The organism is Pseudoalteromonas sp. P1-13-1a, from assembly GCF_001401875.1.
In the GTDB taxonomy this organism is placed as follows: domain Bacteria; phylum Pseudomonadota; class Gammaproteobacteria; order Enterobacterales; family Alteromonadaceae; genus Pseudoalteromonas.
On record NZ_LKDV01000010.1, the window covers coordinates 35,287 to 57,575 of the forward strand.

The following is a 22,289-nucleotide window of genomic DNA, read 5'->3' on the forward strand; positions in this document are numbered from 1 at the left end:
AAACTACTCATTAGCAATCAGCCATCATCACTTATAGCAATTTGAGCTGTTGAAATGTTGCCTTTACCAGTCGTAAATTCAACGGTTAAAAAGCCCTCAGTTTTATCATTTCCGTCTGCTTCGCGGCTAATTGATAGAGCTTCACCAAATGCAAACGTTGCATTTGAATTGCGAATATCAAAACCATCTGTACCACTGTATTCACCATTATCAGCAGATATAGCTACGCTGGTACCTGCGGGCATTGGGTTATTATATATATCAGAGTAATAAACAGCGAAGGTTAATGCTGATAGCTGATTCCCTGAATCTGCTGTAGTGATGTTGATAGAACCTACATCACAGTAATCTGTGTTATCAGTTACTTCTAAGCTCAAGATAATAGCGCCAGATCGTGTGTCAGCCTGACGGTAGATATTATTACACTCTTCTATATCCTGTGCGAGTTGCATAGCATTATCAGTAAATACTGTAGGATCATCTATAACTGTTTCCGCTAATGCTTCAGCAAAGCGATTACGTAACTCACTTTTCGTTACTACAAATCGGCTATAAGCAGTACTGCCAGACATAATGATTTCAAACGAATCACGAATGTCAACTAGTTCTTTAGTACAAAGGGTTTCAAATGTGTCATCTTCTGTTGGTGTTGTTGCTTCTGCTTTACATACTAAACCATTGTATTGTCCATCAGCTAGCGTGTGCATGCCATTGAGATCAATATCCAAGTTTTCTTCAAAGTGCCCTCCATTTGTATTCTCTGGGCTACATGGATCATCACTATCGCCTTCTTGACAGTTATCAGCGGCTTTTATCACTGTCGCTGTAACAGGGTCATAAATACCAGCTAAACCATCATAAACACCATTCTCATTGTGATCGATAAATGCCTCAGTTAGATCATAACCACTATAATATTCGTTGGTATCAAAACGCCCATTTCCGTTAATGTCAATGAACGATTCTTGACCTTTAGCGGTAACAAGCACAGTTGCACGACCGCCTAGTGGGACGCCACCCTCATTGAAAGCAGCATTTAAAATACCTGCCATACAAGGTGCTGCAGATCCAAAGTAAAGATCACAGTTAAGTTCATTAGTTTTAGGGTTAATACTGCTAATTGTATTGCCCCACTTGGCATCTGTGAATGGTTTTGGGTTTTGTGAACGCCATTGAGCGACGCACTGACCGTCGACAGTATTACACTCAAGTTGTGCATTAAACTCTGTGCCATCAATAGTACCAATAGCCCCCCCTTCAGTTGTTAAGTATACCGAAGTACCATCAGGAACAGGATTGTTAAAATGATCAGCTAAATAAACATTAACTTCTTCAATATCACCCGTATAATTTAACGCTTCAATATTGAAGTTAGTTGGTGCAGCAGTGAAACTATTGCTATCAGGTAAACCTGAGCTAATCGAAACTAAATCGGATACTGTTATTACTTGCTCATCTAATGAAACTAGTGAGAGTTCTCCGGTTGGGCATGAAACATTGGCATCACGCTCTGCATCATCAAGAAGACACTCATCATAGAGCTCTTTCCAGCACGTAACGTTGTCATTTTGGTCAGCTGGAATAAGCTCATCAGGGATGTAGCAAGCTTGCACACGCACAGCCTGAGGAACAAAACCAGAGTTCACTTGAATACGTGCTAAACCTTCAGAATCTGTTGAAACACTAGCATGCGAATAACCACTCGCATCTGTAACTTCAGAAAGTGATATGCCACCATTAGTCGAGCTTAAACGAAAATCTAAACGTTTTTGCTTTGCAGTATTACCTATTTCATCTGTTAATTTGAATGTAAGTTGGCTGATTTCTTTACGAGAAACACCACCAGTCCCTTTCAGTGCAATTACATTTTCTGAAGCTTCAACAAATTCAATCGAGCTTACTGCGGCAGCAGATACAGGCACATTAACTGTAACGACTTTTGGTGTACCACCAGTAAGCACTGTCGCTGTAATCGTATCGCCTTGGGTTGTGTTACAGCCATTACTTCGATATGTCGCTGTTGCAATACCACTAATACTCGTTGCAGTATCATCCATTACAGCAAGATCAGATTCAACGCACGCAGATGTAAATTCAACATCTAGTGGAGTTACAAAAAAATCTCCGTTTGAATCATAAATGCTTACTGAAATAACCGTTGTAGCTCCAGCTGCCAGCGGCACAAATTCGTTATCAATCACATTGCCCGCATCATCTAATTTATTATATAAACCATTTGAAATTTCAACACTTAATTCTGCTGTAGCGATTTCAAATGCTTTTGAAGCAGTAACAGACTTTGCAGTAACGGATACTTCTCCAGCGCCACTGTTTGCCCCAGGTTGTAATTTTAAAATTGCAAAACCAAAGTTATCTGTTAGTGCTTTACCTGATTCAGGTAACAAGGCACCAAGGTCTGTAGATAACTCAGCTATAATGCCATCAATGCCATCACCTGAACTTGTATCTGTGACTTTAATCATAACGTCAATAAGTTCATCAGAAGAGAATTGATTAGCAACATTACAACCAGATCCTAGATATGTACTTTCTAGGGGGGTTGTGTCGCGATTAGCATCCCAATCACTTGCACATCCTCGTAATAACTTGATATCAAGTTCTGCTTCAGCACTTTCCACAGGAGCATCATCACCATTTGAAATAAAGCCTGCAACTTTAGTGATGCTATTACCGCTTTCATCAGTATACGTGGCAATAACTTGGCCTGCACCTTTTGAATCACCGCTACTAAGCGTTACGGAAGCTTTACCACTCGCGTCTGTTAATGCAGTGCCTAACACAGGTGTGATTTTACCAGTGTAATTAGTTGTAAAAGAAATTAGCTGACCTTGTAAAGGTTCATCTTCTTCTAACAAGGTAGCAGTAACCGTACCCTTATTATCTTTGCTAACGGGGTTGTCAGCTGTAAATGGTGAACCAGTACTATCTAAAATTGAAACATCAAGCTCAATAGTACCATTCACACTGGAATCATCGCTCTCTGAGCCGTCAGATGTGAAACCAAAGGAGTCACTGTAAGTATCTTCACCATTAATATAGGTGGCGGTAATAATACCAGCCCCTGCAGTATCGCCAGCCGTCAGAGTAATTGATGCTACACCATCAGCGTTGGTCAAAACCGTGCCTGATACTGGATCTAGCGACCCGATGTCACCATTAAGACTAAAATTGACTACTTCACCAACAACAACTGCACCACTATTAGTGAGCATTGCCGAAATGGATAACGGTTCATCAGCTGTAACAGAATTCGCTTCCTCTGTAGTTGATTGACTATAGCCTTGAACAGACACTACATAATTTAGCTCTTCTGTTTCATCACTTCCACCAGTGGATGTATCTTTATCTAACGACCCACCGCCACCACAAGCGGCTATCAATGAGCTTATAAACAAGATACTTAGCCATCGTAATAAAGGCATCGCCCTCTCCCTAGTTAGCTATTTATTATTCATATAATTGTTTACCTAATATTAACCTATAACTTAGTCTAATATCACAGTTTTTTATCACTTTTTTGTGTAAAAAATTCTGCAAAGGTTATTTTTTTCTGTAGTAAATATTTCCTTGCTGGTAGTCTATGGCAAATTTGAAAAAATAGATTAGGGAATATGTCTAAAATACGTTCAATGAGTTTAACTACCCGTATCATGATAGGTATGGCACTGGGTATTGCAGTAGGCTTTTTATTTCAGGCTATATTAGCTGGTGAAGACGATTATCTAATTCCTCTTGGGTTATTCTCTTTGCCAATTAAAGCTTTTTTTGTAGATGGTCTTTTCCATGTTGGCGGACAAATTTTTATTGCCAGTTTAAAAATGCTGGTTGTGCCGCTCGTATTCGTATCACTCGTGTGCGGTACGTGTAGCTTGAGCGATCCTAAAAAATTAGGGCGTTTAGGTGGTAAATCTATTGGCTTATATTTAGTAACAACCGCGGTGGCTATCACTGTCGCTATTTCGCTGGCGTTGTTATTTAACCCTGGCCAAGGCATTGCACTGCCATCAGATGCAAGCTTTAATGCCAAAGAAGCCCCTACACTGGCGCGCGTTATTATCGATATGTTCCCGACTAATCCATTTGAAGCTATGGCAAAAGGCAACATGCTACAAGTTATTGTGTTTGCACTTTTATTTGGTGTTTCAATGGCCCTAAGCGGTAAAGCTGGTAAACGTGTAGCCACAGTATTTGAAGATTTAAACACGGTTATTTTAAAACTTGTCACGTTACTGATGAACATTGCGCCTTACGGCGTATTCTTTTTAATGGCTAAACTTTTCACGACTATCGAAATGGGATTAATACTCAGCTTAGCTAAATACTTCCTTGTGGTAGTGGCTGCGTTATTAATTCACGCATTCATTAATTACAGCGTTATTCTAAAAGTACTAACGGGCCTCAACCCACTTACTTTCTTAGCTAAAATGAAGCATGCGTGTTTATTTGGCTTTAGTACTTCAAGTTCAAGCGCGACGATGCCTATAACACTTGAAACTGCAACCAAAAAACTCGGTGCTAATAACTCAGTAGCATCTTTTACAATCCCGCTCGGCGCTACAATTAATATGGATGGCACAGCCATTATGCAAGGTGTAGCAACGGTATTTATTGCACAAGTGTTTGCTGTTGATTTAACGATTTCTGACTATTTAATGGTTATTCTAACCGCAACGCTTGCCTCGGTGGGCACCGCAGGTGTACCTGGTGTGGGTTTAATTATGCTTGCAATGGTACTTAATCAAGTGGGTTTACCTGTAGAGGGGATTGCAATTATTATTGGTGTTGACAGACTCCTCGATATGACGCGTACAGCCGTTAATATAACAGGTGACTGTATGGTAACATGTGTGGTTGCAAAATCAGAAGCTCAACTAGATGAAACAATATTTAACGACCCGAACGCAGCTAAAGACCTAGAAGATTATCACAAATCTACGGAGTAGTATTTTAGCTTAAAAAAAACCCTTGCATAGCAAGGGTTTTTTATTATCTTTAATAACGGTTTATGGGTTCATTGCTTTAAAGCGAGACATTAAATTAACCCCTGCTCTATTTATAGAACTACTCAGCCCTATCGCTAATTTATCACTTAATCCTTTCTTAATTTTGTATTTTACTTTGTATATTTGACGCTCAGATTGTTGCTCTAATAATGCATCATCACTGGTTTTAATTACATCCACTAAGCCTTTTTCAATTGCTTGAGTTGCAAACCAATGCTCACCTGTTGCCACGTTATCAATATTAAGTGATGGGCGTTGGCTGCTTACAAACTCTTTAAATAGACCGTGTGTTTGCTCTATCTCATCACGAAACTTTTCGCGGGCTTTATCTGTGTTTTCGCCGAACAAAGTTAACGTGCGTTTAAATTCGCCTGCTGTAATTTGCTCAAACTCTACATCGTTTTTCTTTAAAATTTTATTAAAGTTAGGTATCTGTGCAATTACACCAATAGAGCCAACAATCGCAAAAGGAGCGGCTAATATTTCATCGGCTACACAGGCCATCATGTAACCGCCACTCGCTGCAACTTTATCGATAGAGACCGTAAGGTTAATACCTGCTGTTTTAAAGCGCTGTAATTGCGATGCAGCTAAACCATAGCCGTGCACCACACCGCCCCCGCTCTCTAAGCGAACTAATACTTTATCTTTTTTTGGGTCAGCAATAGCAATAATTGCGGTCACCTCTTCGCGTAGGCTTTCAACTTCATGAGCGTCCATACTACCTATAAAATCAATAACATATAGGCGTGGCTTCGGCTCATCACTTGCCGCTTTTTTAGATTCGGCTTTTTGCGCTTTATGATGCGCTTTTAGCTCTTTTTTAGTTAACGTACTTTCTAAAAAACTGTGTTTTAAGTCATCTAACTGCTCAGATAAATCGTCTATTTCTATTGCCCCTTTTTTAGCTTTAGGTTTCACTGCTGAGCCAACAATAAGCGTTAAAATAATTGCAATGGCAATAACAAAGGTAACCGTTTTTGCAAAAAACAAACCGTATTCGTATAAAAATTCCAACTGGTCTCTCCATTTATAAATTTAAGCTAATTTATCATGCTTTATAACAAAAAAAAGCCACTAAACAGTGGCTTTTCAAGGTTAATAAGGTATTTGCTGATTAATCGGTCACCACCTCAGGATTACTGACTAATAACATACGCCCGCGTGCGGCTAAATAAGTCGCTACTTGCAGCTGCATTTCAGCATTTGCGGCTGCACTGCCTTCAACAGTTGCCGCTTGGGCTTCATCTTGCGCTGGTGTTAAAATTGAACCATGGTGACCTTTTGTAAATTTCACTAAGTAGCTACCCGGCGTTTCACTGAGTGCTTGTGAAGTACTTACTGTTTCTAGCCCCATAAAGTTTGCTAATGGAATCGTTCCTGAAATTGGGTTATTTGTTGCCGCTGGCGGAATAACCTGATCAGGTTTGTTATCTGCGCCATCGCCTACAACAACATTAGTGTACACAGGTGTACCTAATGCATTTACCGCTGCTGCGTAATTTGTTGGGTCACCACTATCAAGTGCGGTTTGCGCAGCAAAAGCAAATTCAGTCATTACCGCTTGAATGTTAGCAAGTTTTGTAGTTTCCCCAGCCGTAGTAAGTGAGGTTACATACGCTTGGTAGCCACACGTTAAAAATGCTTCCATATCGGGTAATAATGTACCACAGTTTGAAATAGCATCCGCTTGTAAAAATTCATTAAACTCTTGAGATTCTGCTGTACCTGCTTGCGATAACACAGAGCCTTGAATAAATGGCCCAAACGCAGCCGACTCAAGTAAAAAGCTTGCTATACCGCCGCCGCCACTTGCAAGTGCTACAGTGTTTACCTTAAATAACGGGTCAACTGTATCTGCAAGCGGGCTATTAGCTTGCGCTATAAATGCAGGTGCAACAATAGAGCCTAAAGAATGTCCTACATAGGTTACATCTTGCGCATTAATTGTTTCATCATTAATAAAGTTTAAACCTAAGCGTAAGCCTAATAAATCGGCAGATGATTGACGTAAGCTATCACGAGCAACTAACAATGAATTTAAGTTCATGTAACTAAGTACTGAACCCGTTGTAGCATTAAAGTCATCTGTGCCATCAGCATCCACGTCTACACCGCGCTCACCATGGCGAGGATGGTCAATCGCAGCGGTAGCAAAACCTTGAATTGAAAGTTGCGCTGTCAATGCCAACATGCTTTCTTTATCTGTTGTTATACCGTGTTGCATGATCACAACAGGCCAACCCGTTTCAGGCATTTCAATAGGGTCAAGGCCCTGTGAATCACGAATAAAATTAATAACTGGCAAAATTGGTTTAGTTATTTGCACTGGTACATTCGCCATACTTTGTACTTTTGGTATTGAGTTATACTTAGTTAAATGGCGCGTAGAGTCTAAACCTAAATCACGTAATTGCCCGTTACTCAAAGCCGCACAAAGTGCGTCGTTTTCGCTAATTGGATCTGCAGGGAATGCTTCGCCCGCTGCCGCTTTGTAACCTAAAATAGCCACCGCGTTGTCACACATACCTTGCCAATATGTATCGTTTAAATCGCTTATTTCAGTGCCGGTGGGTGTGCCTAAGTACATAGGTAACATTACGCTACCTTTTAAATATTGAACACCAGAAAACGCATCAGATACGCTCACACCCGCACTGGCAAAAACTTGCTGTACATTAACCATAGCTTGTTCAGGTACACTTACCATTGGAGTTGGTAATGCGTCATTTTGTAAGCTAGCCGCAAGTAGGTTTTTAATTGTACCTAACACTGGGCCTGCTGACTGAATGGTCATTGCTGCAGAAAATATAATGTCATCTTTAGTGATGTCACCCGAGCTCACTACTACATTTTCATAGCTATTTACTGCGGTTTGAAGACCTAGCTGTGCATCTGTAATTAATGGGGCTTCTTCACTGACTAAAGCATAAGTAGAAGATGGTTGAATAGAGCGCCCTTGAGAATCTTTCAAACCTGTGGTTAATACATTTATGTATGAACTACCCGGTGTGAATGGCTTTAAGGGTACAACAGCCACAGCGTCGCCAGAGGCTTGGGTAATAAAGTCTACGCCATAGGTTAATTCGCCAACCAGTTTACACGCTGTACCAGCTGCAACCGTTGCACAGTCTGGATCGGTTAAGCTTGCGCCCATTACCACTTCAAAAATTCTTACTGTACCAGGCGATGCTGCAGAGGTTTCATCTAGCGATACGCCAGTAGGGAAAGTTAAATCAATTTTGTAAGGTACCTGTGATGACCAGCCATCCAGCGCGCCTAGGGCTAGCTGTGGGTCTGCATAAGCAGTACGAAGTACTGAAACATTATCGTCATCTAACTCCCCAGGAATATTAATTGTGCCATCTTGTGTGCCGCTCATTAATAAATCGTTAGGAACAGATAGAACCCCATTAGCAGGGTCAAAAGTCACCGTGGCATTTGGAATTACGGTTGCAGTGTCGTTTTTAACATCTTCTAATGTTTCTCCGCCGCCACAACCTGCCAAGGCAGCTGTAACCGAGAGTGAGAGTAGCATTTTTTTCATATTTTTAGCTCCGCACATATCTTTATTTTTATAGTGTGTTCGTTCAAAGTAAGTGTGTTTAATCAGTGTAGTAAAGTTAAAACAATGTAATCAGTTTATTAATGAGACATTAGACCAGTTAAACTTAACGTAAAGTTTATAATTCCGCCACCTAAATTTTCAATAAATTCGATTACTTGACGATTTGCTATGTTAAAATCAAAAAAATTTTATAAATTGGTATTTATATGCAAACTTATCAAGCAACTCCAAATGCACTTCAAAATAAAGTAATTTTAATTACAGGTGCCGGCGATGGTATTGGCCGTGTAGCAGCAATTACCTACGCAAAGTATGGCGCCACAGTTATTTTACTTGGTAAAACAACAAATAAACTCGAATGCGTTTACGATGAGATTGTTAATGCTGGTTACCCTCAGCCTGCTATTGTGCCAATGGACTTAAAAGGCGCGACAAAACAAAACTACCGCGATTTAGCAGCCACAATTGAAAGCCAATTTGGTAAATTAGATGGCTTACTCAATAATGCGGGTATTTTAGGATCGCTTGGACCACTTGAGCACTTTTGCTCTTCTACGTTTGAAAACATCATGAAAGTGAATGTGACAGCGCAAGCTATGATCACTAAAGCACTATTCCCTGTACTGCGTAAATCAGATAATGCTTCTATCGTTTTCACCTCATCAAGCGTAGGCCGTAAAGGCCGTGAATTTTGGGGCCCTTATGCAATTTCTAAGTTTGCAGTGGAAGGTATGATGCAAACGTGGGCCTGTGAAGTAGGCAAAACGAATATCCGCGTTAATTGTATCAACCCTGGCGCTACACGTACTTCTATGCGTGCTGCCGCCTATCCAGGGGAAGATCGCGATAAACTTGCAACCCCAGAAGATTTAATGCCAACGTATCTATATTTAATGAGTGATGACTCAAGTGATGTAAACGGTGAATCTCTCGATGCACAACCAAAAAGGTAAAATGCATTTTTAATTATAAAAAAAGCCGCAAAAACTGCGGCTTTTTTGTTAGTAATCTATTTTAAAAGCGATATTACTTACGTTTAGTTTGCTTAACGCGCTGGTTATGTTTTTTAACAGCTTTGCGAATTTGGTTAATTTTAGCACGCTTATCTTTGCGTTTTTCAGGCATTACTGACAGTTTAGTTTGTGTTTCACGGCCTAATTTAACGGTTTTACGCAAATAATTTACGGTTTCTAAATCAAGTTCAGCCCAGCCACCTTGAGGTAGGCGCTTATCAAGCTCTAACTTTCCGTAACGAATACGAATAAGGCGAGACACTTCTACATCCTGCGATTGCCATAAACGACGAACCTCGCGGTTACGCCCTTCGTTTAGCGTTACATTGTACCAACGGTTAATGCCTTCACCACCCAGTGATTTAACCGTTAAAAATTTAGCCGGACCATCTTCAAGCTCTACGCCACGTGTTAGGTTTTTAATGGTTTCATTGGTTACTTCACCAAATACACGGGCTGAATATTCACGTTCAACTTCATAACTTGGGTGCATTAAGCGGTTCGCTAACTCACCATCGTTGGTAAATAACATTAAACCAGCCGTGTTAATATCTAGTCGCCCAACAGCAATCCAACGCTCACCGTCTATGCGTGGTAAACGGTCAAAAACAGTACGACGTCCTTCCGGGTCTTTACGTGTACTTAACTCCCCTTCTGGCTTGTTGTACATAATTACACGACAAATGCGGTCAGCTTTCTCTTCAATTTTAACTGTGTGGCCATCAACACGTATTAAGTCTGTTTCCTCAACACGGTCACCTAATTTAGCCACTTTACCATTAACACTGACGCGGTTTGCATCAATGTATTTTTCCATTTCACGTCGTGAGCCTACCCCTGCACGGGCTAGGACTTTTTGTAACTTTTCACCTTGAATACTCATTCGGATGGTTCTCTCACAGAAGGATCACTTAATAACTGGTTTATTTTACTTTCCTGTTGCGCAGGCAATGCAGGGAGCTCATCCAAACCGGTTAAAGAAAAATAATCTAAAAATAATTTTGTTGTAGCATAAAGCGCTGGCTTACCAGGAACTTCTTTATGCCCTACTACTTTAACCCACTCTCGCTCAAGGAGGGTTTTAATAATTGCTGATCCGGTTGTTACACCTCTTACTTGCTCTATTTCACCCCGCGTTATTGGCTGCCTGTAAGCAATTAACGACAAAGTCTCTAATAGTGCACGAGAATATTTAGGTGCCCGTTCTTGCCATAAATTACTAAGCCAAGGGCTTAAACTACTACAGGCTTGAAAGCGATAACCACTGCCTACTTCAACGAGCTTAATACCACGCGTTTGGTAGTGAGTATGTATAGCCTCAATTGCAGTGTTAATTCGTGACATAGAAATAGCTAAATCAGCAAGTACTGTATCTTTTAAGAGGCGTTTGCTAACAGGTTTGTCTGCGACAAATATTGCCGCTTCAATGATCTCAATTAATTGTTCATCACTAACTCGACGACCTGCCATACTGACCTGCTTTGCCCTTTAAAATACGTAGCTATCTATTATGACAGAACATCGCAAAAGGGGGAAAATATATCTGCTTTTAAACCTAATTAAATGCATAAAAAAAGCCAGCAATTTATGCTGGCTCTTGTATATAGTATGTTTAGCTAATATTAGCTGTTTTTATAATGCTTAAGTGCATCATCTTCAGCCACGGCTTTACCGTATTTGCTAATATAACCTTTAAACTCACCTTTGCTGATGCGTTTATCGTTATTGTTATCCATGTAACCAAAATGGTTTGAAATATCATCATCGTCAGCTTCTTCTACTGAGATATAACCATTTCTATCGTTATCTAGACTTCTAAAATCATTTTCGATTTTATCAAATTTAGCAATTTTAGCTTTAAAAGCCGATTCACTTACTTCGCTGTCTGTTGCTACCTTACCGGTGTTTAACTGCATGTAAGTGTTAAATTCTTTACGGCTGATTTCGTTATCCATATTGGTATCAATATTTGAAAAGTGACCCCAAATGTTATCGTCATCTGCTTCTACTTTTGAAATATAGCCATCACTGTCGTTATCTAGACTTGCAAAATCGCTGTCGATTTTTTCAAGGCCTTGGTTAGAGGCACATGCGGCTAAACTTAATGAAGCTAAAATTGTTGTTGCGAGTGTTAACTTTTTCATAAGACGTATCCTTGTAGTTAGTAAATGTCACTTTAACTAATACAAGTCCAGTGCCAAAGTGCACAAGTCACAAAAAATCAATAAGTTACGTAAGGTTAGTGCATTTTATATACATTAATCAATTACTTAGCTTTGCAATGATTGCTGCCTACCTTGTAATTTTTGCAAAAAAATACCCAGTAAAAACTGGGCATTATTTTAATCTACATGTTGCTGCGCAATTAGATTGCTGCGTTTTGATAACGCTTTACAAATTCAGTAACTTTTTGACCGTTACACTTTAACGAGTTTAAGTTACCAATTTTTTGGCGAACAGGCGTAAGACCTTTCTTTAACGCAGTGATACATAGCTGTGTTTCTTGTTGTGCATCTTTTGCAAACACTTCTACTTTTGATTTAGCAGCTTGGTTAGACGTTACTTTTTTTGCAATGTCGCGGATATCTTGGCCATTACATAAAACACTTTTAGAAAAACGCGATAAGTATACACCGTGTTGTGCTGCTTCTTTACGCGCTGCGCTAAAGCCTTCATTTGCACTTAATACACATAATTTAGATTCAAGTTTATTATCTTGGCTAAAGTAAGTGTTGCTTTTTGCTGATACAGACGCAGAGGCTAATAAAGCAGTAGCTAAAAGTAATTGTGTTTTCATGAGAGAGATCCTATTTGAACGACTAAACAAGTAATTTTTGCGCATTATATATTCAATAATCGCGAGATCAATTGAATTTTTTATTTATTTAAATAATTAATAAAGCATTTACAATGTTTAAACTTTACACACCAATTGATCAACATTTGCGCAGCCATTTTCTCATTTCGATCATGTTATGTAGGCTTATTTACTGATACAATTTAGTTATAAAAACAGAGTCTAACTAAAGGTAAATTTTATGAAGGTTATTTCTTTCAATATCAATGGTCTGCGAGCACGCTTACACCAGTTACAAGCAATTATAGATAAACACCAGCCAGACATTATTGGTTTGCAAGAAATAAAAGTTCATGATGAGGCGTTCCCTCTTGAGGACGTACAAAAAATGGGTTACCACGTTTATTTTCATGGTCAAAAGGCACACTACGGTGTGGCAATGTTATGCAAAAATGAGCCTAAATCGGTCTTAAAAGGGTTTGCTACCGACACCGAAGAAGCACAAAAGCGTATGATAAGTGTAACAGTTGAACAAGAAAATGGCCGCGACCTAACGGTAATGAATGGTTATTTCCCGCAAGGCGATAATATAAATCATGAAACAAAATTCCCTTATAAGCGTCAGTTTTACAAAGACTTAATGACCCATCTAGATACAAACCACACGCCAGGTGAAGACGTTATTGTTATGGGCGATATCAATATTTCCCCCACTGACTTAGATATTGGTATTGGTGAAGTGAATGCTAAACGCTGGCTTAAAACAGGTAAGTGCTCATTTCAACCAGAAGAGCGCGAATGGCTTGCAAAATTATTAGATTGGGGTTTTAAAGATACCTTCAGAGAGCAAAACCCTGAAACAAACGACAAATACTCATGGTTTGATTATCGCTCTAAAGGATTTTTAGACAATCGGGGTCTTCGCATTGATGTTGTCCTTGCTACCCACGCTCTTGCCGAGCGCTGTATTGATACCGGTATAGATTACGAATTACGCGGTATAGAAAAGCCTTCTGACCATGCGCCTATTTGGTCAACCTTTAACTAATTGATATGTTATCGCTTGAAATACAAGGGCTACTTTGGGCCCTTGTAATCATTGTTACCTTTATAAGTGTAGAAAAAACTACCTATAAAGTACTTTATATTACCCCAGCGCGGCAGATAGGGGTATTGGCGTGCGCATTAGTATTTGCAATGTTATGGCAAATTAAAGCGGGGATTTTAAGTGGTCTTGATTTACACATTTTAGGTGTGACTGCAGTAACGCTTATATTAGGGTGGCGCCTTACTATTTTAAGTAGCCTGCTTGCCAGTGCTTTATTAGCGGCTTTTACAAACGTTGATCTTAATCTTTTGCCCATGCAAATACTGTTTGGCGCATTTATTCCTACATTATTAAGCTACCTTGGCTTTATAATAAGTTATCAGTATTTACCACGTCATTTTTTTGTTTATATTTTTGTGTGCTCTTTTATGTTAGCAGGCTTTATTGCATGCCTAAAAATAAGCTTAGGGGCTTTATTTTATTTACTTATAGGGCAATATAATTGGCAAGAATTGGCGGATAATTACGTATACCTAAGTGCTATCATTTGGTTTCCTGAGGCAATGCTTAACGGTATGGCCATTACGCTTTTGATCACTTATCGACCACACTGGGTTAAAACTTTTTATGATAAGGATTACTTAGACTCATGAGTCTGCAATACCATTGCCCTTTATGTAACCACGCACTTTTAAAACATAATTCATCACTTCGATGTGACAATAATCACACCTTCGACTTTGCAAAAGAAGGGTATGTAAATTTGCTACCCGTGCAGCACAAAAACTCTAAACAACCGGGTGATTCACTCGAAATGGTACAAGCTAGACGTGCTTTTTTAGAACGCGGCTTTTATGCATTCTTACAGAACGCATTAAGTAATATAATTAGTGAGCGCAAACCAAAAGTACTTATAGATCTTGGGTGTGGCGAAGGATTTTATACTCATGCCATTGCCGATAAAGTAGAGGCGCAGGTTTACGGTGTCGATATTTCTAAATCAGCCGTAAAATATGCAGCAAAGCGCTACTCGCAGTGTCATTTTAGTGTTGCATCCATTAGCCAAGCCCCCTTTAAATCAGGCACTGCTGACGTATTGCTGAGTGTTTTTGCGCCTTTATTTGATCAAGAGCTGGCCCGTTTAGCAGCGCCTAATGGCATATTAGTAGTTGCAAGCCCTGGGCCATGGCATTTGAAAGAGCTTAAAGAATATATATATGCAGATGTAGCACAACACACAGAAATTGACACGCCGAGCGGCTTTACAAAAGCTGATCAAAAGCTCATTACAGAGCAGGTTACGCTTAATTTTTCAGATATTAAAAATTTAATAATGATGACACCGTTTGCGTGGAAGTTTAGGCCAGAGCACTGGAGCGCACTAGAGGAAAAAGGTGAGCATACTGTCACCTTATCATTTTACATAACTCAATTTACTAAAACTGATCTTTAGTAAACGCTTTATCCATTTTATCAAACATGTCTTTTAGCAAGTGAGCAAGCTCCATATAACGGGGCTTGTTTTCGCTTAATTGAGCCTGATATCCGTTTGCAACCATTTTAGAATACAACTCGTTGTACCATTTTTGCATACTTGGTTCTAACTCTGTTTGAGAGCGCTTTCCTAGCCAAAAAAGACCTTGTAAAGGAAGTGATAAGAAAAACAAAGCACTGGCAATCGCTTGCGGTAAAAAATCAGGACCTAAATAATTTAGCTGAAAAAAGAGTGTAAGCATAGCTAATATCGGCATAACAGTAATTGCAAGCTCAGTAGCTTTAATCACTTTAAATTCGTTAAACAACGGTGCTAACTCTTTACGCATAGGCCATTTTTTTGCATATTCTCTACCCGCTTGTAACTGTGACATCACACTTTTTTGCATCATGACTCCTCACATCTAAACTTTTAACCCGTAGCGCCAGCTTGCCACTGATTATAAGTGTAACACAAATAAACAGCTTCACACTTTAGCATTAAAAGTTATTGTTTTTGTATATATAAGCAACTAAACACTAAACTAAATTTACTAACTGGGTTAAAATAGTCACCTTAAAAATTAGACTTTAGTCGCTTTTTTATTACCTTTATAGTGGCTAAGTTTACCTTTAATTTTCATCTTAAGTGTATTGTTTATAGCTTAATATACACTTACCAAATTTATTGTTTATGGAAACTGCCTCTATGCCAACTACGCCCTCAAAGTCACAACACGTTTTAGTATTAAACTGTGGTAGCTCGAGTTTAAAATTTGCCATTATTGATGCTGATAACGGAAATGAAATTATTTCGGGCTTAGCTGAACGCCTAGGTTCAGAAAATCCATCTATAAAATATAAATACCAAGGTAATAAAACCGTTATTACCTTAGCTGCTAATCAAGCGCATGGCGAAGCAATTAATACGTTGGTAAGCTTAATAAAAGATCACCATTTAGATGAGCATTTAATTGCCGTAGGCCATCGTGTTGTTCACGGTGGTGAGCACTTTACTCAATCTGCATTAGTGGATGAAAAAGTCATTGCAGGTATTTCAGATGCTTCAAGCCTTGCCCCTTTACATGGTCATGCAAACTTACTGGGAATTTCATCAGCGCAAGCGTCGTTTGCTGGCTTGCCACAGGTTGCTGTTTTTGACACTGCGTTTCATCAAACAATGGATAAAGTGGCCTACTTATATGCACTTCCTTATAAACTTTATACAGAACACGGTGTTCGCCGTTACGGTATGCACGGTACAAGCCACTATTATGTAGCTGGACAAACCTCAAAATTAATCAATAAACCTGTTGAGAAAAGTAACTTTATTAGTGCGCATTTAGGTAATGGTTGTTCTGTGTGTGCAATTAAAGGCGGTAAGAGTGTAGATACGAGCATGGGCTTAACGCCGCTTGCTGGGTTAGTTATGGGCACCCGCAGTGGTGATATCGACCCAGGTTTGTTTAACTTTTTAACGACACAGCTTAATTACGATGCAAAACAAATCGACAACTTACTTAATAAAGAAAGTGGTTTGTTAGGTATTAGTGAACTGTCTAACGACTGCAGAACCATTGAAGAAGCCGCTTTAGCAGGCCATGAACAAGCCGCCCTTGCACTTGATATTTTTTGCTACCGCCTTGCGAAACAGATTGCCGCCTACATGGTGCCATTACAGCAATTAGATGCGCTTATTTTTACCGGCGGTATAGGGGAAAACTCAGATATTATTCGTGAAAAAGTGATCGCACAATTGGCGTTTTTAGGCTTAGATTGCGATAAACAAGCCAATTTAGATGCACGCTTTGGTAATGAAGGCATTATCAGCTCTGAAAAGGCAGCAACGAAAGCCGTTGTAATGCCAACTAATGAAGAATGGGTGATTGCCCTTGATGCCGCTAACATTGTGAAGGAGCTTTAATTATGGCACGTCGTATTATGTTAATTCCGGTTTCTACTGGTGTTGGGTTAACATCTGTTTCTGTCGGGTTAGTGCGTGCGCTTGAGCAAAAAACCGTAAAAGTGAACTTTTTCAAGCCAATAGCCCAGCCTCGCACAGGTGAAACAGGCCCTGAAAAGTCGACTCAAATTATAATGCAAGGCTCATCAATTACCCCGCCCACCCCTTTTGCATTAAGCTATGCTGAGCAAATGATTGGTGATGGTAAAGGCGATGATTTACTTGAAGAAATAGTTGAGCGCTTTGAAAGTAAAATTAATGATGACGAAGTCGCTATTATTGAAGGTATGGTGCCTACTCGCCGTCAACCTTATGCAGGGCGTGTAAACCGCGAAATAGCCCAAACACTCGGTGCCGATATTGTATTTGTATTAACACCTGGTAATTATAACATTACGCAAATTGAAGACCGTTTAGAAATTGCTGCTGGGTATTATGGTGGGATTGATCACCCTCGCGTTTTAGGCTGTATTTTTAATAAAGTGAACGCCCCGCTTGATGAAGAAGGCCGCGCCCGCGCTGACTTGGTCGATTCATACAAAGCAGAAGAGCTCGATAACGAATTAAACCGTTTAGCATCTTTACCTATTTTCAGAAAAAACCCGTTTATGCTGTTAGGCGCCATCCCATGGGATTTTGATTTAGTCGCGCCGCGCGTTAAAGACTTAAGTGCCTATTTAAAAGCCACCATTATTAACGAAGGCGACATGCTACACCGTCGCCTGCGTCGCATTACGTTTTGTGCGCGTACCGTATCAAACATTTTAAACCACTTTACACCGGGTGCTTTATTAGTAACCCCGGGCGATCGCTCCGACATACTTGTCGCTGCGTGTTTATCGGCTATGAACGGCACTAAAATTGGTGCAATTTTACTTACCGGTGGTTTTGAACCAGAGCCGCGGATCATGGCGCTGTGTGAACAAGCCATGCAAACAGGCTTGCCTATATTAGCCACAGAGGCCGATACTTGGCGTACCTCATTACTGCTACATAATTTTAATATGGAAGTACCAAGCGATGATGACCAACGTATTGAAAAAGTAAAAGATCACAACGCAGAATATATCGATTCTGATTGGCTTGATACGCTTGCAAAAAATGTTGGCAAAACACGTAAACTCTCTCCGCCTGCGTTTCGTTATTTACTGACTGATAAAGCCCGTAAAGCGGCTAAAACAGTGGTACTTCCTGAAGGAAATGAGCCACGTACTATTAAAGCCGCCGCTATTTGTGGACAACGTGGTATCGCAAAAACCGTATTACTTGGCGACCGCGATGAAATAATGCGTATTGCCGAGCAACAAGGTATTGAGCTTAATGAGCATGTAAGTATTATTGAGCCAAAATCGGTGATCAACGACTACGTTGCACCTATGGTCGAGATCCGTAAAGGCAAAGGCTTAACAGAAGTTGTAGCACAAGAGCAATTACAAGATAATGTTGTCCTTGGCACTATGATGCTTGAGCAAGGTAAAGTTGATGGCTTAGTATCTGGCGCGGTTAACACAACAGCCAATACAATTCGTCCACCGTTACAGCTGATTAAAACCGCACCAGGGTCATCACTTGTATCGTCTGTGTTTTTTATGCTGCTTCCTGACCAAGTACTGGTATACGGCGACTGTGCAATTAACCCCGACCCTAATGCGGAACAATTAGCAGATATCGCTATTCAGTCAGCCGACTCTGCAGCCGCGTTTGGCATAGAGCCACGTGTTGCCATGATAAGCTACAGTACAGGTACATCAGGCTCTGGCGCCGATGTAGAAAAAGTGCGTGAAGCCACGCAAATTGCTCAACAAAAACGTCCAGATTTAATTATTGATGGACCACTACAATACGATGCTGCAATTATGGAAAATGTTGCGCTTAAAAAGGCACCAAATAGTCCAGTAGCCGGTAAAGCTACGGTATTTATATTCCCCGATTTAAATACCGGTAACACCACCTATAAAGCCGTACAGCGTAGTGCCGATTTGATCAGCATAGGGCCAATGCTACAAGGTATGCGAAAGCCCGTGAATGATTTAAGTCGTGGCGCCCTAGTCGATGATATAGTGTACACCATCGCACTTACGGCTATTCAAGCAGCACAAGTTGAAGCGCTCGACAACGCGTAAATCACACTAGTGCTTTTTATAGCCTAGCTAGTATTTACTTATTAATTAGTTAGTTAGGCTATTTATACCTGCCAATTCCCATACTTATCCACAGAAATTGTGGGTAAGTTTTAAATCCTTATTATCCACAGCTACACAGTCTTAATTTTAGTAACTGTTACACCTTTAATTTAAAGCCAATAATCTATACTATTAACTGACACTATACGCTGTATGCAGGTTATTAATGTCAAAACAAACATTACAATTACACAGCACGCTGTTGTCAATTCATAGTTTAGAAGTGGATGCTGACATTCCTGTAGCGCTATTAAAGTTACCCCTATTTTTTATTTCAAAAACCCACGATGAACTTTCTATTGTTTGCCCTAGTCACTTCGCTATTGACTGTTTAGACACAGAGCCCGATTGGCAAGCACTTGAAGTCGTTGGCCCGTTAGGGTTTTCTTTAACAGGCATTATGGCCAATATATCAGGCGTACTTGCAAAGGCTAATATTTCTATTTTTTCTATCTCAACCTACGATACAGATTATATTTTGGTAAAAAAACACACCGCGCAGCAAGCCATCACTGCACTTAAAAACGATGGCTACAATTTAGTAGTAGATCAATAAATGAGAGCGGCCTCTATCGCGTTTTTAGCGCAAAATAAGCTCCCTGCCAGCGCTTTAAAAATCACGAGCCCCTTTAGCGGCAAAGTCATTGATTTAAACCAACACCCTGAGCCTTTTTTTAGGTTCTCAATCCTTGGGCCAACCGTATTGGTTGAGTTAAGTAGCCATAAAATTTTAGCCCCCTTTGATGGCACTTTAATTCAGGTCAAAAATGCAGGGGGTGAATTTATTCTCCAAGCAAAAAATGGCTTAAAGGTGCTTATTAATTTGTCACTACCCACGCAGCAACCTATAACCCATACACATATTGCACAGCTCAATGGCAGCAAAATAAGCAAAGGACAGCGCTTAGCTTACTTTGACTTACGGGAGCTTAAATCGCCCTTACTGGCCAGCTTAGTGCTTTTAAATGGCCATAACTTAGGCACGTTTCATTATTCGCACACGCAAGTAAATGCGGGTGTAGACCCCCTTTTAACTATTATTAAGAAGAATTAAACCTATGATCACTCTTTACGGCATTAGCAATTGCGATACCATTAAAAAAGCCAAAAAATACCTTAGCGACAACAACATAGACTTTACCTTTCATGATTATCGAAAAGACGGCATAAACGAGCAGTTAGTAAGCGAATTCGCAGAGCATATTGATTGGGAGCAATTAGTTAATAAACGCGGTACAACCTATCGCGCGCTCTCTGATGAGCAAAAACAAAACCTAACTAAAGACACTGCTATTACATTACTTACAGAGCAGCCCGCTATGATCAAGCGCCCTGTGCTTGTTAATGACAATAGCTACCACTTAGGCTTTAAAGCTGCGCAATACGATGAGATATTTAAATAATGACAAATGATGTAATTGCACTTGCCCAAGCGCTTATTCAGCGCGAATCGGTCACCCCTGAGGACGCGGGTTGCCAGCCAATGATGAACGAGCGTTTAAAAGCTCTAGGCTTTAATATTGAGTCGTTATTTTTTACTGATACGCTCAACACTTGGGCCCGAAAAGGAAGTGAGTCACCGCATTTTTGCTTTGCAGGCCATACCGATGTAGTCCCCACCGGCCCCGCATCAAACTGGCAGCACCCGCCTTTCTCAGGCTTAATTAAAGATGGTTTACTACATGGCCGAGGCGCAGCTGATATGAAGGGCTCTTTGGCGGCAATGCTTGTTGCGACTGAGCGTTTTGTAACTAAAAACCCAGATCATAAAGGCTCTATTTCATTTTTAATTACCTCTGATGAAGAAGGCCCCTTTATCAACGGCACAACCAAAGTAATAGATACACTTGAAGCACGCGGCGAAAAAATTGATATGTGCTTAGTGGGTGAGCCTTCATCGCGAGATATACTCGGTGATGTAGTAAAGAATGGCCGTCGAGGCTCCCTTACTGGCTTTTTAAAAGTAAAAGGTGTTCAAGGCCATGTAGCTTACCCACACTTAGCACAAAACCCAATTCATTTGGCTGCTCCCGCCATTACTGAACTTAGCCAGACAGTGTGGGACAACGGCAATGAATTTTTCCCTGCAACCAGCTTCCAAGTATCAAATATAAATGGTGGTACAGGTGCCGGTAATGTCATACCGGGCGAGCTTGAGGTGCAATTTAATTTTAGATTTAGTACCGAAGTAACTCATCAGCAATTACAAGAACGGGTTAATGCTATTTTACAAACGCATGCCTTAAACTACGAATTAAGCTGGATAGTAAACGGCTTGCCGTTTATAACAGAGCATGGTCCGTTAGTTGATGCCACCGTAAATGCGATTAAATCTGTCACGGGGTTAACCACCAACCTCGAAACCACTGGGGGTACATCAGATGGGCGCTTTATAGCGCAAACAGGCGCCAAAGTGATTGAACTAGGCCCGCGCAATGCCACTATTCATAAAGTAGATGAATGTGTAAGCACCGATGATTTAATCGCCTTAGCCGATATTTACGAGCAAATTTTAGAGCAACTGTTAACCTAATGGCACTCGATACAAATACATTAGCAATGTGTATCACTGGACAAAGTGATACACACCTCACTGAGATTCAGTCGCATCGGTTACATACTGATATTATTGATGACTTTTTAGCCCTGCAAAATGCAGCTACAAATGCTGGTTTTAAGCTGACTATTGCCTCAAGTTTTCGCGATTTCAATCGCCAGGCCATGATTTGGAATAACAAGTATTTAGGACTACGCCCTGTCTTTAATAAACAGCAGCAGGAAATTGATTTAAGCCAACTAAATGAGCTGGAAAAGTGCACGGCTATTATGCTCTATTCTGCTTTGCCAGGTGCTAGTCGGCATCATTTAGGCACTGACCTTGATGTGTATGATAGCGCCGCAATTGACGATGACTATAAGCTGCAACTTACCCCTAATGAATACCAACATGAAGGACCCTTTTCACCACTGAGTCAGTGGCTTGATAATAACTTAGCAAAATATGGTTTTTATCGCCCCTACAAACAGGACTTAGGCGGTGTAGCACCTGAGCTTTGGCATATTAGCCATATTAAGCAATCTCAAACGTTAGTAAGTGCATTGAGCGAAGCGATGCTTTACGAATGTATAAGCAACAGCGATTTAGAGGGTAAGTCAGCTATTTTAAATAATTTGCCCGCACTCTATAAACGCTTCATAACAAATGTAAGCCCGCCTTAAT

At 40.3% G+C, this 22,289-nt stretch carries 20 protein-coding genes; 12 read left to right on the forward strand and 8 right to left on the reverse strand.

Going from position 1 to position 22,289, the window contains the following annotated elements:
* Nucleotides 1-17: 17 nt before the first annotated feature.
* A complete protein-coding gene (locus tag AN391_RS08435) occupies nucleotides 18-3,443 on the reverse strand; it encodes a hypothetical protein (protein WP_055014998.1) in 3,426 nt (1,141 codons plus the stop codon).
* A 189-nt stretch (nucleotides 3,444-3,632) separates the two neighbouring features.
* On the opposite strand from AN391_RS08435, the gene AN391_RS08440 reads away from it, so the two are divergent.
* Nucleotides 3,633-4,964, forward strand: coding sequence for a dicarboxylate/amino acid:cation symporter (locus AN391_RS08440; protein ID WP_055014999.1), 1,332 nt, complete (start codon nucleotides 3,633-3,635; stop codon nucleotides 4,962-4,964).
* Nucleotides 4,965-5,024: 60 nt separating this feature from the next.
* On the opposite strand, the gene sohB is transcribed toward AN391_RS08440, so the two are convergent.
* Together sohB and AN391_RS08450 are read right to left on the reverse strand one after the other, a co-directional pair.
* Nucleotides 5,025-6,041 carry a protease SohB gene (sohB, locus tag AN391_RS08445; RefSeq protein ID WP_055015000.1) on the reverse strand — a complete coding sequence of 339 codons (1,017 nt, stop codon included), beginning with the start codon at nucleotides 6,039-6,041 and terminating at the stop codon, nucleotides 5,025-5,027.
* A 100-nt stretch (nucleotides 6,042-6,141) separates the two neighbouring features.
* Nucleotides 6,142-8,571: a VolA/Pla-1 family phospholipase gene (locus AN391_RS08450; RefSeq protein WP_055015001.1), complete on the reverse strand. Its 2,430-nt coding sequence runs from the start codon at nucleotides 8,569-8,571 to the stop codon at nucleotides 6,142-6,144.
* A gap of 227 nt (nucleotides 8,572-8,798) precedes the next feature.
* Here AN391_RS08450 and AN391_RS08455 point away from each other — a divergent pair, with 227 nt between their 5' ends.
* Nucleotides 8,799-9,545, forward strand: coding sequence for a YciK family oxidoreductase (locus AN391_RS08455; protein ID WP_055015002.1), 747 nt, complete (start codon nucleotides 8,799-8,801; stop codon nucleotides 9,543-9,545).
* A 73-nt stretch (nucleotides 9,546-9,618) separates the two neighbouring features.
* Here AN391_RS08455 and rluB read toward each other — a convergent pair whose 3' ends face one another.
* The 4 genes from rluB to AN391_RS08475 all read right to left on the reverse strand — a co-directional run bounded on the left by rluB (nucleotide 9,619) and on the right by AN391_RS08475 (nucleotide 12,402).
* Nucleotides 9,619-10,488: a 23S rRNA pseudouridine(2605) synthase RluB gene (rluB, locus tag AN391_RS08460; RefSeq protein ID WP_055015003.1), complete on the reverse strand. Its 870-nt coding sequence runs from the start codon at nucleotides 10,486-10,488 to the stop codon at nucleotides 9,619-9,621.
* Nucleotides 10,485-11,075, reverse strand: a complete 591-nt coding sequence (gene scpB, locus AN391_RS08465; protein WP_055015004.1) for an SMC-Scp complex subunit ScpB — start codon at nucleotides 11,073-11,075, stop codon at nucleotides 10,485-10,487. Before scpB ends, rluB begins: the two co-directional genes overlap by 4 nt.
* Before the next feature lie 152 nt (nucleotides 11,076-11,227).
* Complete coding sequence (locus AN391_RS08470; RefSeq protein WP_055015005.1) at nucleotides 11,228-11,749, reverse strand: EF-hand domain-containing protein; 522 nt, start codon at nucleotides 11,747-11,749, stop codon at nucleotides 11,228-11,230.
* A gap of 221 nt (nucleotides 11,750-11,970) precedes the next feature.
* Nucleotides 11,971-12,402, reverse strand: a complete 432-nt coding sequence (locus tag AN391_RS08475; RefSeq protein ID WP_055015006.1) for a hypothetical protein — start codon at nucleotides 12,400-12,402, stop codon at nucleotides 11,971-11,973.
* Between the two features lie 241 nt (nucleotides 12,403-12,643).
* Between AN391_RS08475 and xthA the strand changes: the two genes are divergently transcribed.
* The 3 genes from xthA to AN391_RS08490 are packed head-to-tail and all read left to right on the forward strand — an operon-like array spanning nucleotide 12,644 to nucleotide 14,903.
* A complete protein-coding gene (xthA, locus tag AN391_RS08480) occupies nucleotides 12,644-13,450 on the forward strand; it encodes an exodeoxyribonuclease III (protein ID WP_055015007.1) in 807 nt (268 codons plus the stop codon).
* 5 nt (nucleotides 13,451-13,455) lie between these two features.
* Nucleotides 13,456-14,103, forward strand: coding sequence for an energy-coupling factor ABC transporter permease (locus tag AN391_RS08485; protein WP_055015008.1), 648 nt, complete (start codon nucleotides 13,456-13,458; stop codon nucleotides 14,101-14,103).
* The gene (locus tag AN391_RS08490) at nucleotides 14,100-14,903 is read left to right on the forward strand and encodes a putative RNA methyltransferase (RefSeq protein ID WP_055015009.1); all 804 of its coding nucleotides are present in this window, start codon (nucleotides 14,100-14,102) and stop codon (nucleotides 14,901-14,903) included. The genes AN391_RS08485 and AN391_RS08490 overlap by 4 nt, the downstream gene beginning before the upstream one ends.
* Here AN391_RS08490 and yfbV read toward each other — a convergent pair.
* Complete coding sequence (yfbV, locus tag AN391_RS08495) at nucleotides 14,887-15,333, reverse strand: terminus macrodomain insulation protein YfbV (RefSeq protein WP_055015010.1); 447 nt, start codon at nucleotides 15,331-15,333, stop codon at nucleotides 14,887-14,889. The two genes, AN391_RS08490 and yfbV, sit on opposite strands and share 17 nt — an antisense overlap.
* A gap of 299 nt (nucleotides 15,334-15,632) precedes the next feature.
* Between yfbV and AN391_RS08500 the strand changes: the two genes are divergently transcribed.
* From AN391_RS08500 to AN391_RS08530, 7 genes are all read left to right on the forward strand, one after another.
* Entirely contained in the window at nucleotides 15,633-16,847 is a 1,215-nt protein-coding gene (locus tag AN391_RS08500; protein WP_055015071.1) for an acetate kinase, read from the forward strand.
* 2 nt (nucleotides 16,848-16,849) lie between these two features.
* Complete coding sequence (pta, locus tag AN391_RS08505; protein ID WP_055015011.1) at nucleotides 16,850-19,009, forward strand: phosphate acetyltransferase; 2,160 nt, start codon at nucleotides 16,850-16,852, stop codon at nucleotides 19,007-19,009.
* A gap of 226 nt (nucleotides 19,010-19,235) precedes the next feature.
* Nucleotides 19,236-19,625, forward strand: coding sequence for an ACT domain-containing protein (locus tag AN391_RS08510; protein ID WP_055015012.1), 390 nt, complete (start codon nucleotides 19,236-19,238; stop codon nucleotides 19,623-19,625).
* Nucleotides 19,626-20,123 carry a PTS glucose transporter subunit IIA gene (locus AN391_RS08515; RefSeq protein WP_055015013.1) on the forward strand — a complete coding sequence of 166 codons (498 nt, stop codon included), beginning with the start codon at nucleotides 19,626-19,628 and terminating at the stop codon, nucleotides 20,121-20,123.
* A 4-nt stretch (nucleotides 20,124-20,127) separates the two neighbouring features.
* Entirely contained in the window at nucleotides 20,128-20,472 is a 345-nt protein-coding gene (locus tag AN391_RS08520) for an ArsC family reductase (protein WP_055015014.1), read from the forward strand.
* Nucleotides 20,472-21,602 carry a succinyl-diaminopimelate desuccinylase gene (gene dapE, locus AN391_RS08525; RefSeq protein WP_055015015.1) on the forward strand — a complete coding sequence of 377 codons (1,131 nt, stop codon included), beginning with the start codon at nucleotides 20,472-20,474 and terminating at the stop codon, nucleotides 21,600-21,602. The genes AN391_RS08520 and dapE overlap by 1 nt, the downstream gene beginning before the upstream one ends.
* On the forward strand, nucleotides 21,602-22,288 hold the full coding sequence (locus AN391_RS08530) for a M15 family metallopeptidase (RefSeq protein ID WP_055015016.1): 687 nt from the start codon (nucleotides 21,602-21,604) through the stop codon (nucleotides 22,286-22,288). The genes dapE and AN391_RS08530 overlap by 1 nt, the downstream gene beginning before the upstream one ends.
* The last annotated feature ends 1 nt before the right edge of the window (nucleotide 22,289 follow it).

Coding starts and splice junctions, on each gene's coding strand:
- AN391_RS08435 (WP_055014998.1), bottom strand. CDS start 3,443: ATGCCTTTATTACGATGGCTAAGTATCTTGTTTATAAGCTCATTGATA.
- AN391_RS08440 (WP_055014999.1), top strand. CDS start 3,633: ATGTCTAAAATACGTTCAATGAGTTTAACTACCCGTATCATGATAGGT.
- AN391_RS08450 (WP_055015001.1), bottom strand. CDS start 8,571: ATGAAAAAAATGCTACTCTCACTCTCGGTTACAGCTGCCTTGGCAGGT.
- AN391_RS08455 (WP_055015002.1), top strand. CDS start 8,799: ATGCAAACTTATCAAGCAACTCCAAATGCACTTCAAAATAAAGTAATT.
- rluB (WP_055015003.1), bottom strand. CDS start 10,488: ATGAGTATTCAAGGTGAAAAGTTACAAAAAGTCCTAGCCCGTGCAGGG.
- scpB (WP_055015004.1), bottom strand. CDS start 11,075: ATGGCAGGTCGTCGAGTTAGTGATGAACAATTAATTGAGATCATTGAA.
- AN391_RS08470 (WP_055015005.1), bottom strand. CDS start 11,749: ATGAAAAAGTTAACACTCGCAACAACAATTTTAGCTTCATTAAGTTTA.
- AN391_RS08475 (WP_055015006.1), bottom strand. CDS start 12,402: ATGAAAACACAATTACTTTTAGCTACTGCTTTATTAGCCTCTGCGTCT.
- xthA (WP_055015007.1), top strand. CDS start 12,644: ATGAAGGTTATTTCTTTCAATATCAATGGTCTGCGAGCACGCTTACAC.
- AN391_RS08485 (WP_055015008.1), top strand. CDS start 13,456: ATGTTATCGCTTGAAATACAAGGGCTACTTTGGGCCCTTGTAATCATT.
- AN391_RS08490 (WP_055015009.1), top strand. CDS start 14,100: ATGAGTCTGCAATACCATTGCCCTTTATGTAACCACGCACTTTTAAAA.
- yfbV (WP_055015010.1), bottom strand. CDS start 15,333: ATGCAAAAAAGTGTGATGTCACAGTTACAAGCGGGTAGAGAATATGCA.
- AN391_RS08500 (WP_055015071.1), top strand. CDS start 15,633: ATGCCAACTACGCCCTCAAAGTCACAACACGTTTTAGTATTAAACTGT.
- pta (WP_055015011.1), top strand. CDS start 16,850: ATGGCACGTCGTATTATGTTAATTCCGGTTTCTACTGGTGTTGGGTTA.
- AN391_RS08510 (WP_055015012.1), top strand. CDS start 19,236: ATGTCAAAACAAACATTACAATTACACAGCACGCTGTTGTCAATTCAT.
- AN391_RS08515 (WP_055015013.1), top strand. CDS start 19,626: ATGAGAGCGGCCTCTATCGCGTTTTTAGCGCAAAATAAGCTCCCTGCC.
- AN391_RS08520 (WP_055015014.1), top strand. CDS start 20,128: ATGATCACTCTTTACGGCATTAGCAATTGCGATACCATTAAAAAAGCC.
- dapE (WP_055015015.1), top strand. CDS start 20,472: ATGACAAATGATGTAATTGCACTTGCCCAAGCGCTTATTCAGCGCGAA.
- AN391_RS08530 (WP_055015016.1), top strand. CDS start 21,602: ATGGCACTCGATACAAATACATTAGCAATGTGTATCACTGGACAAAGT.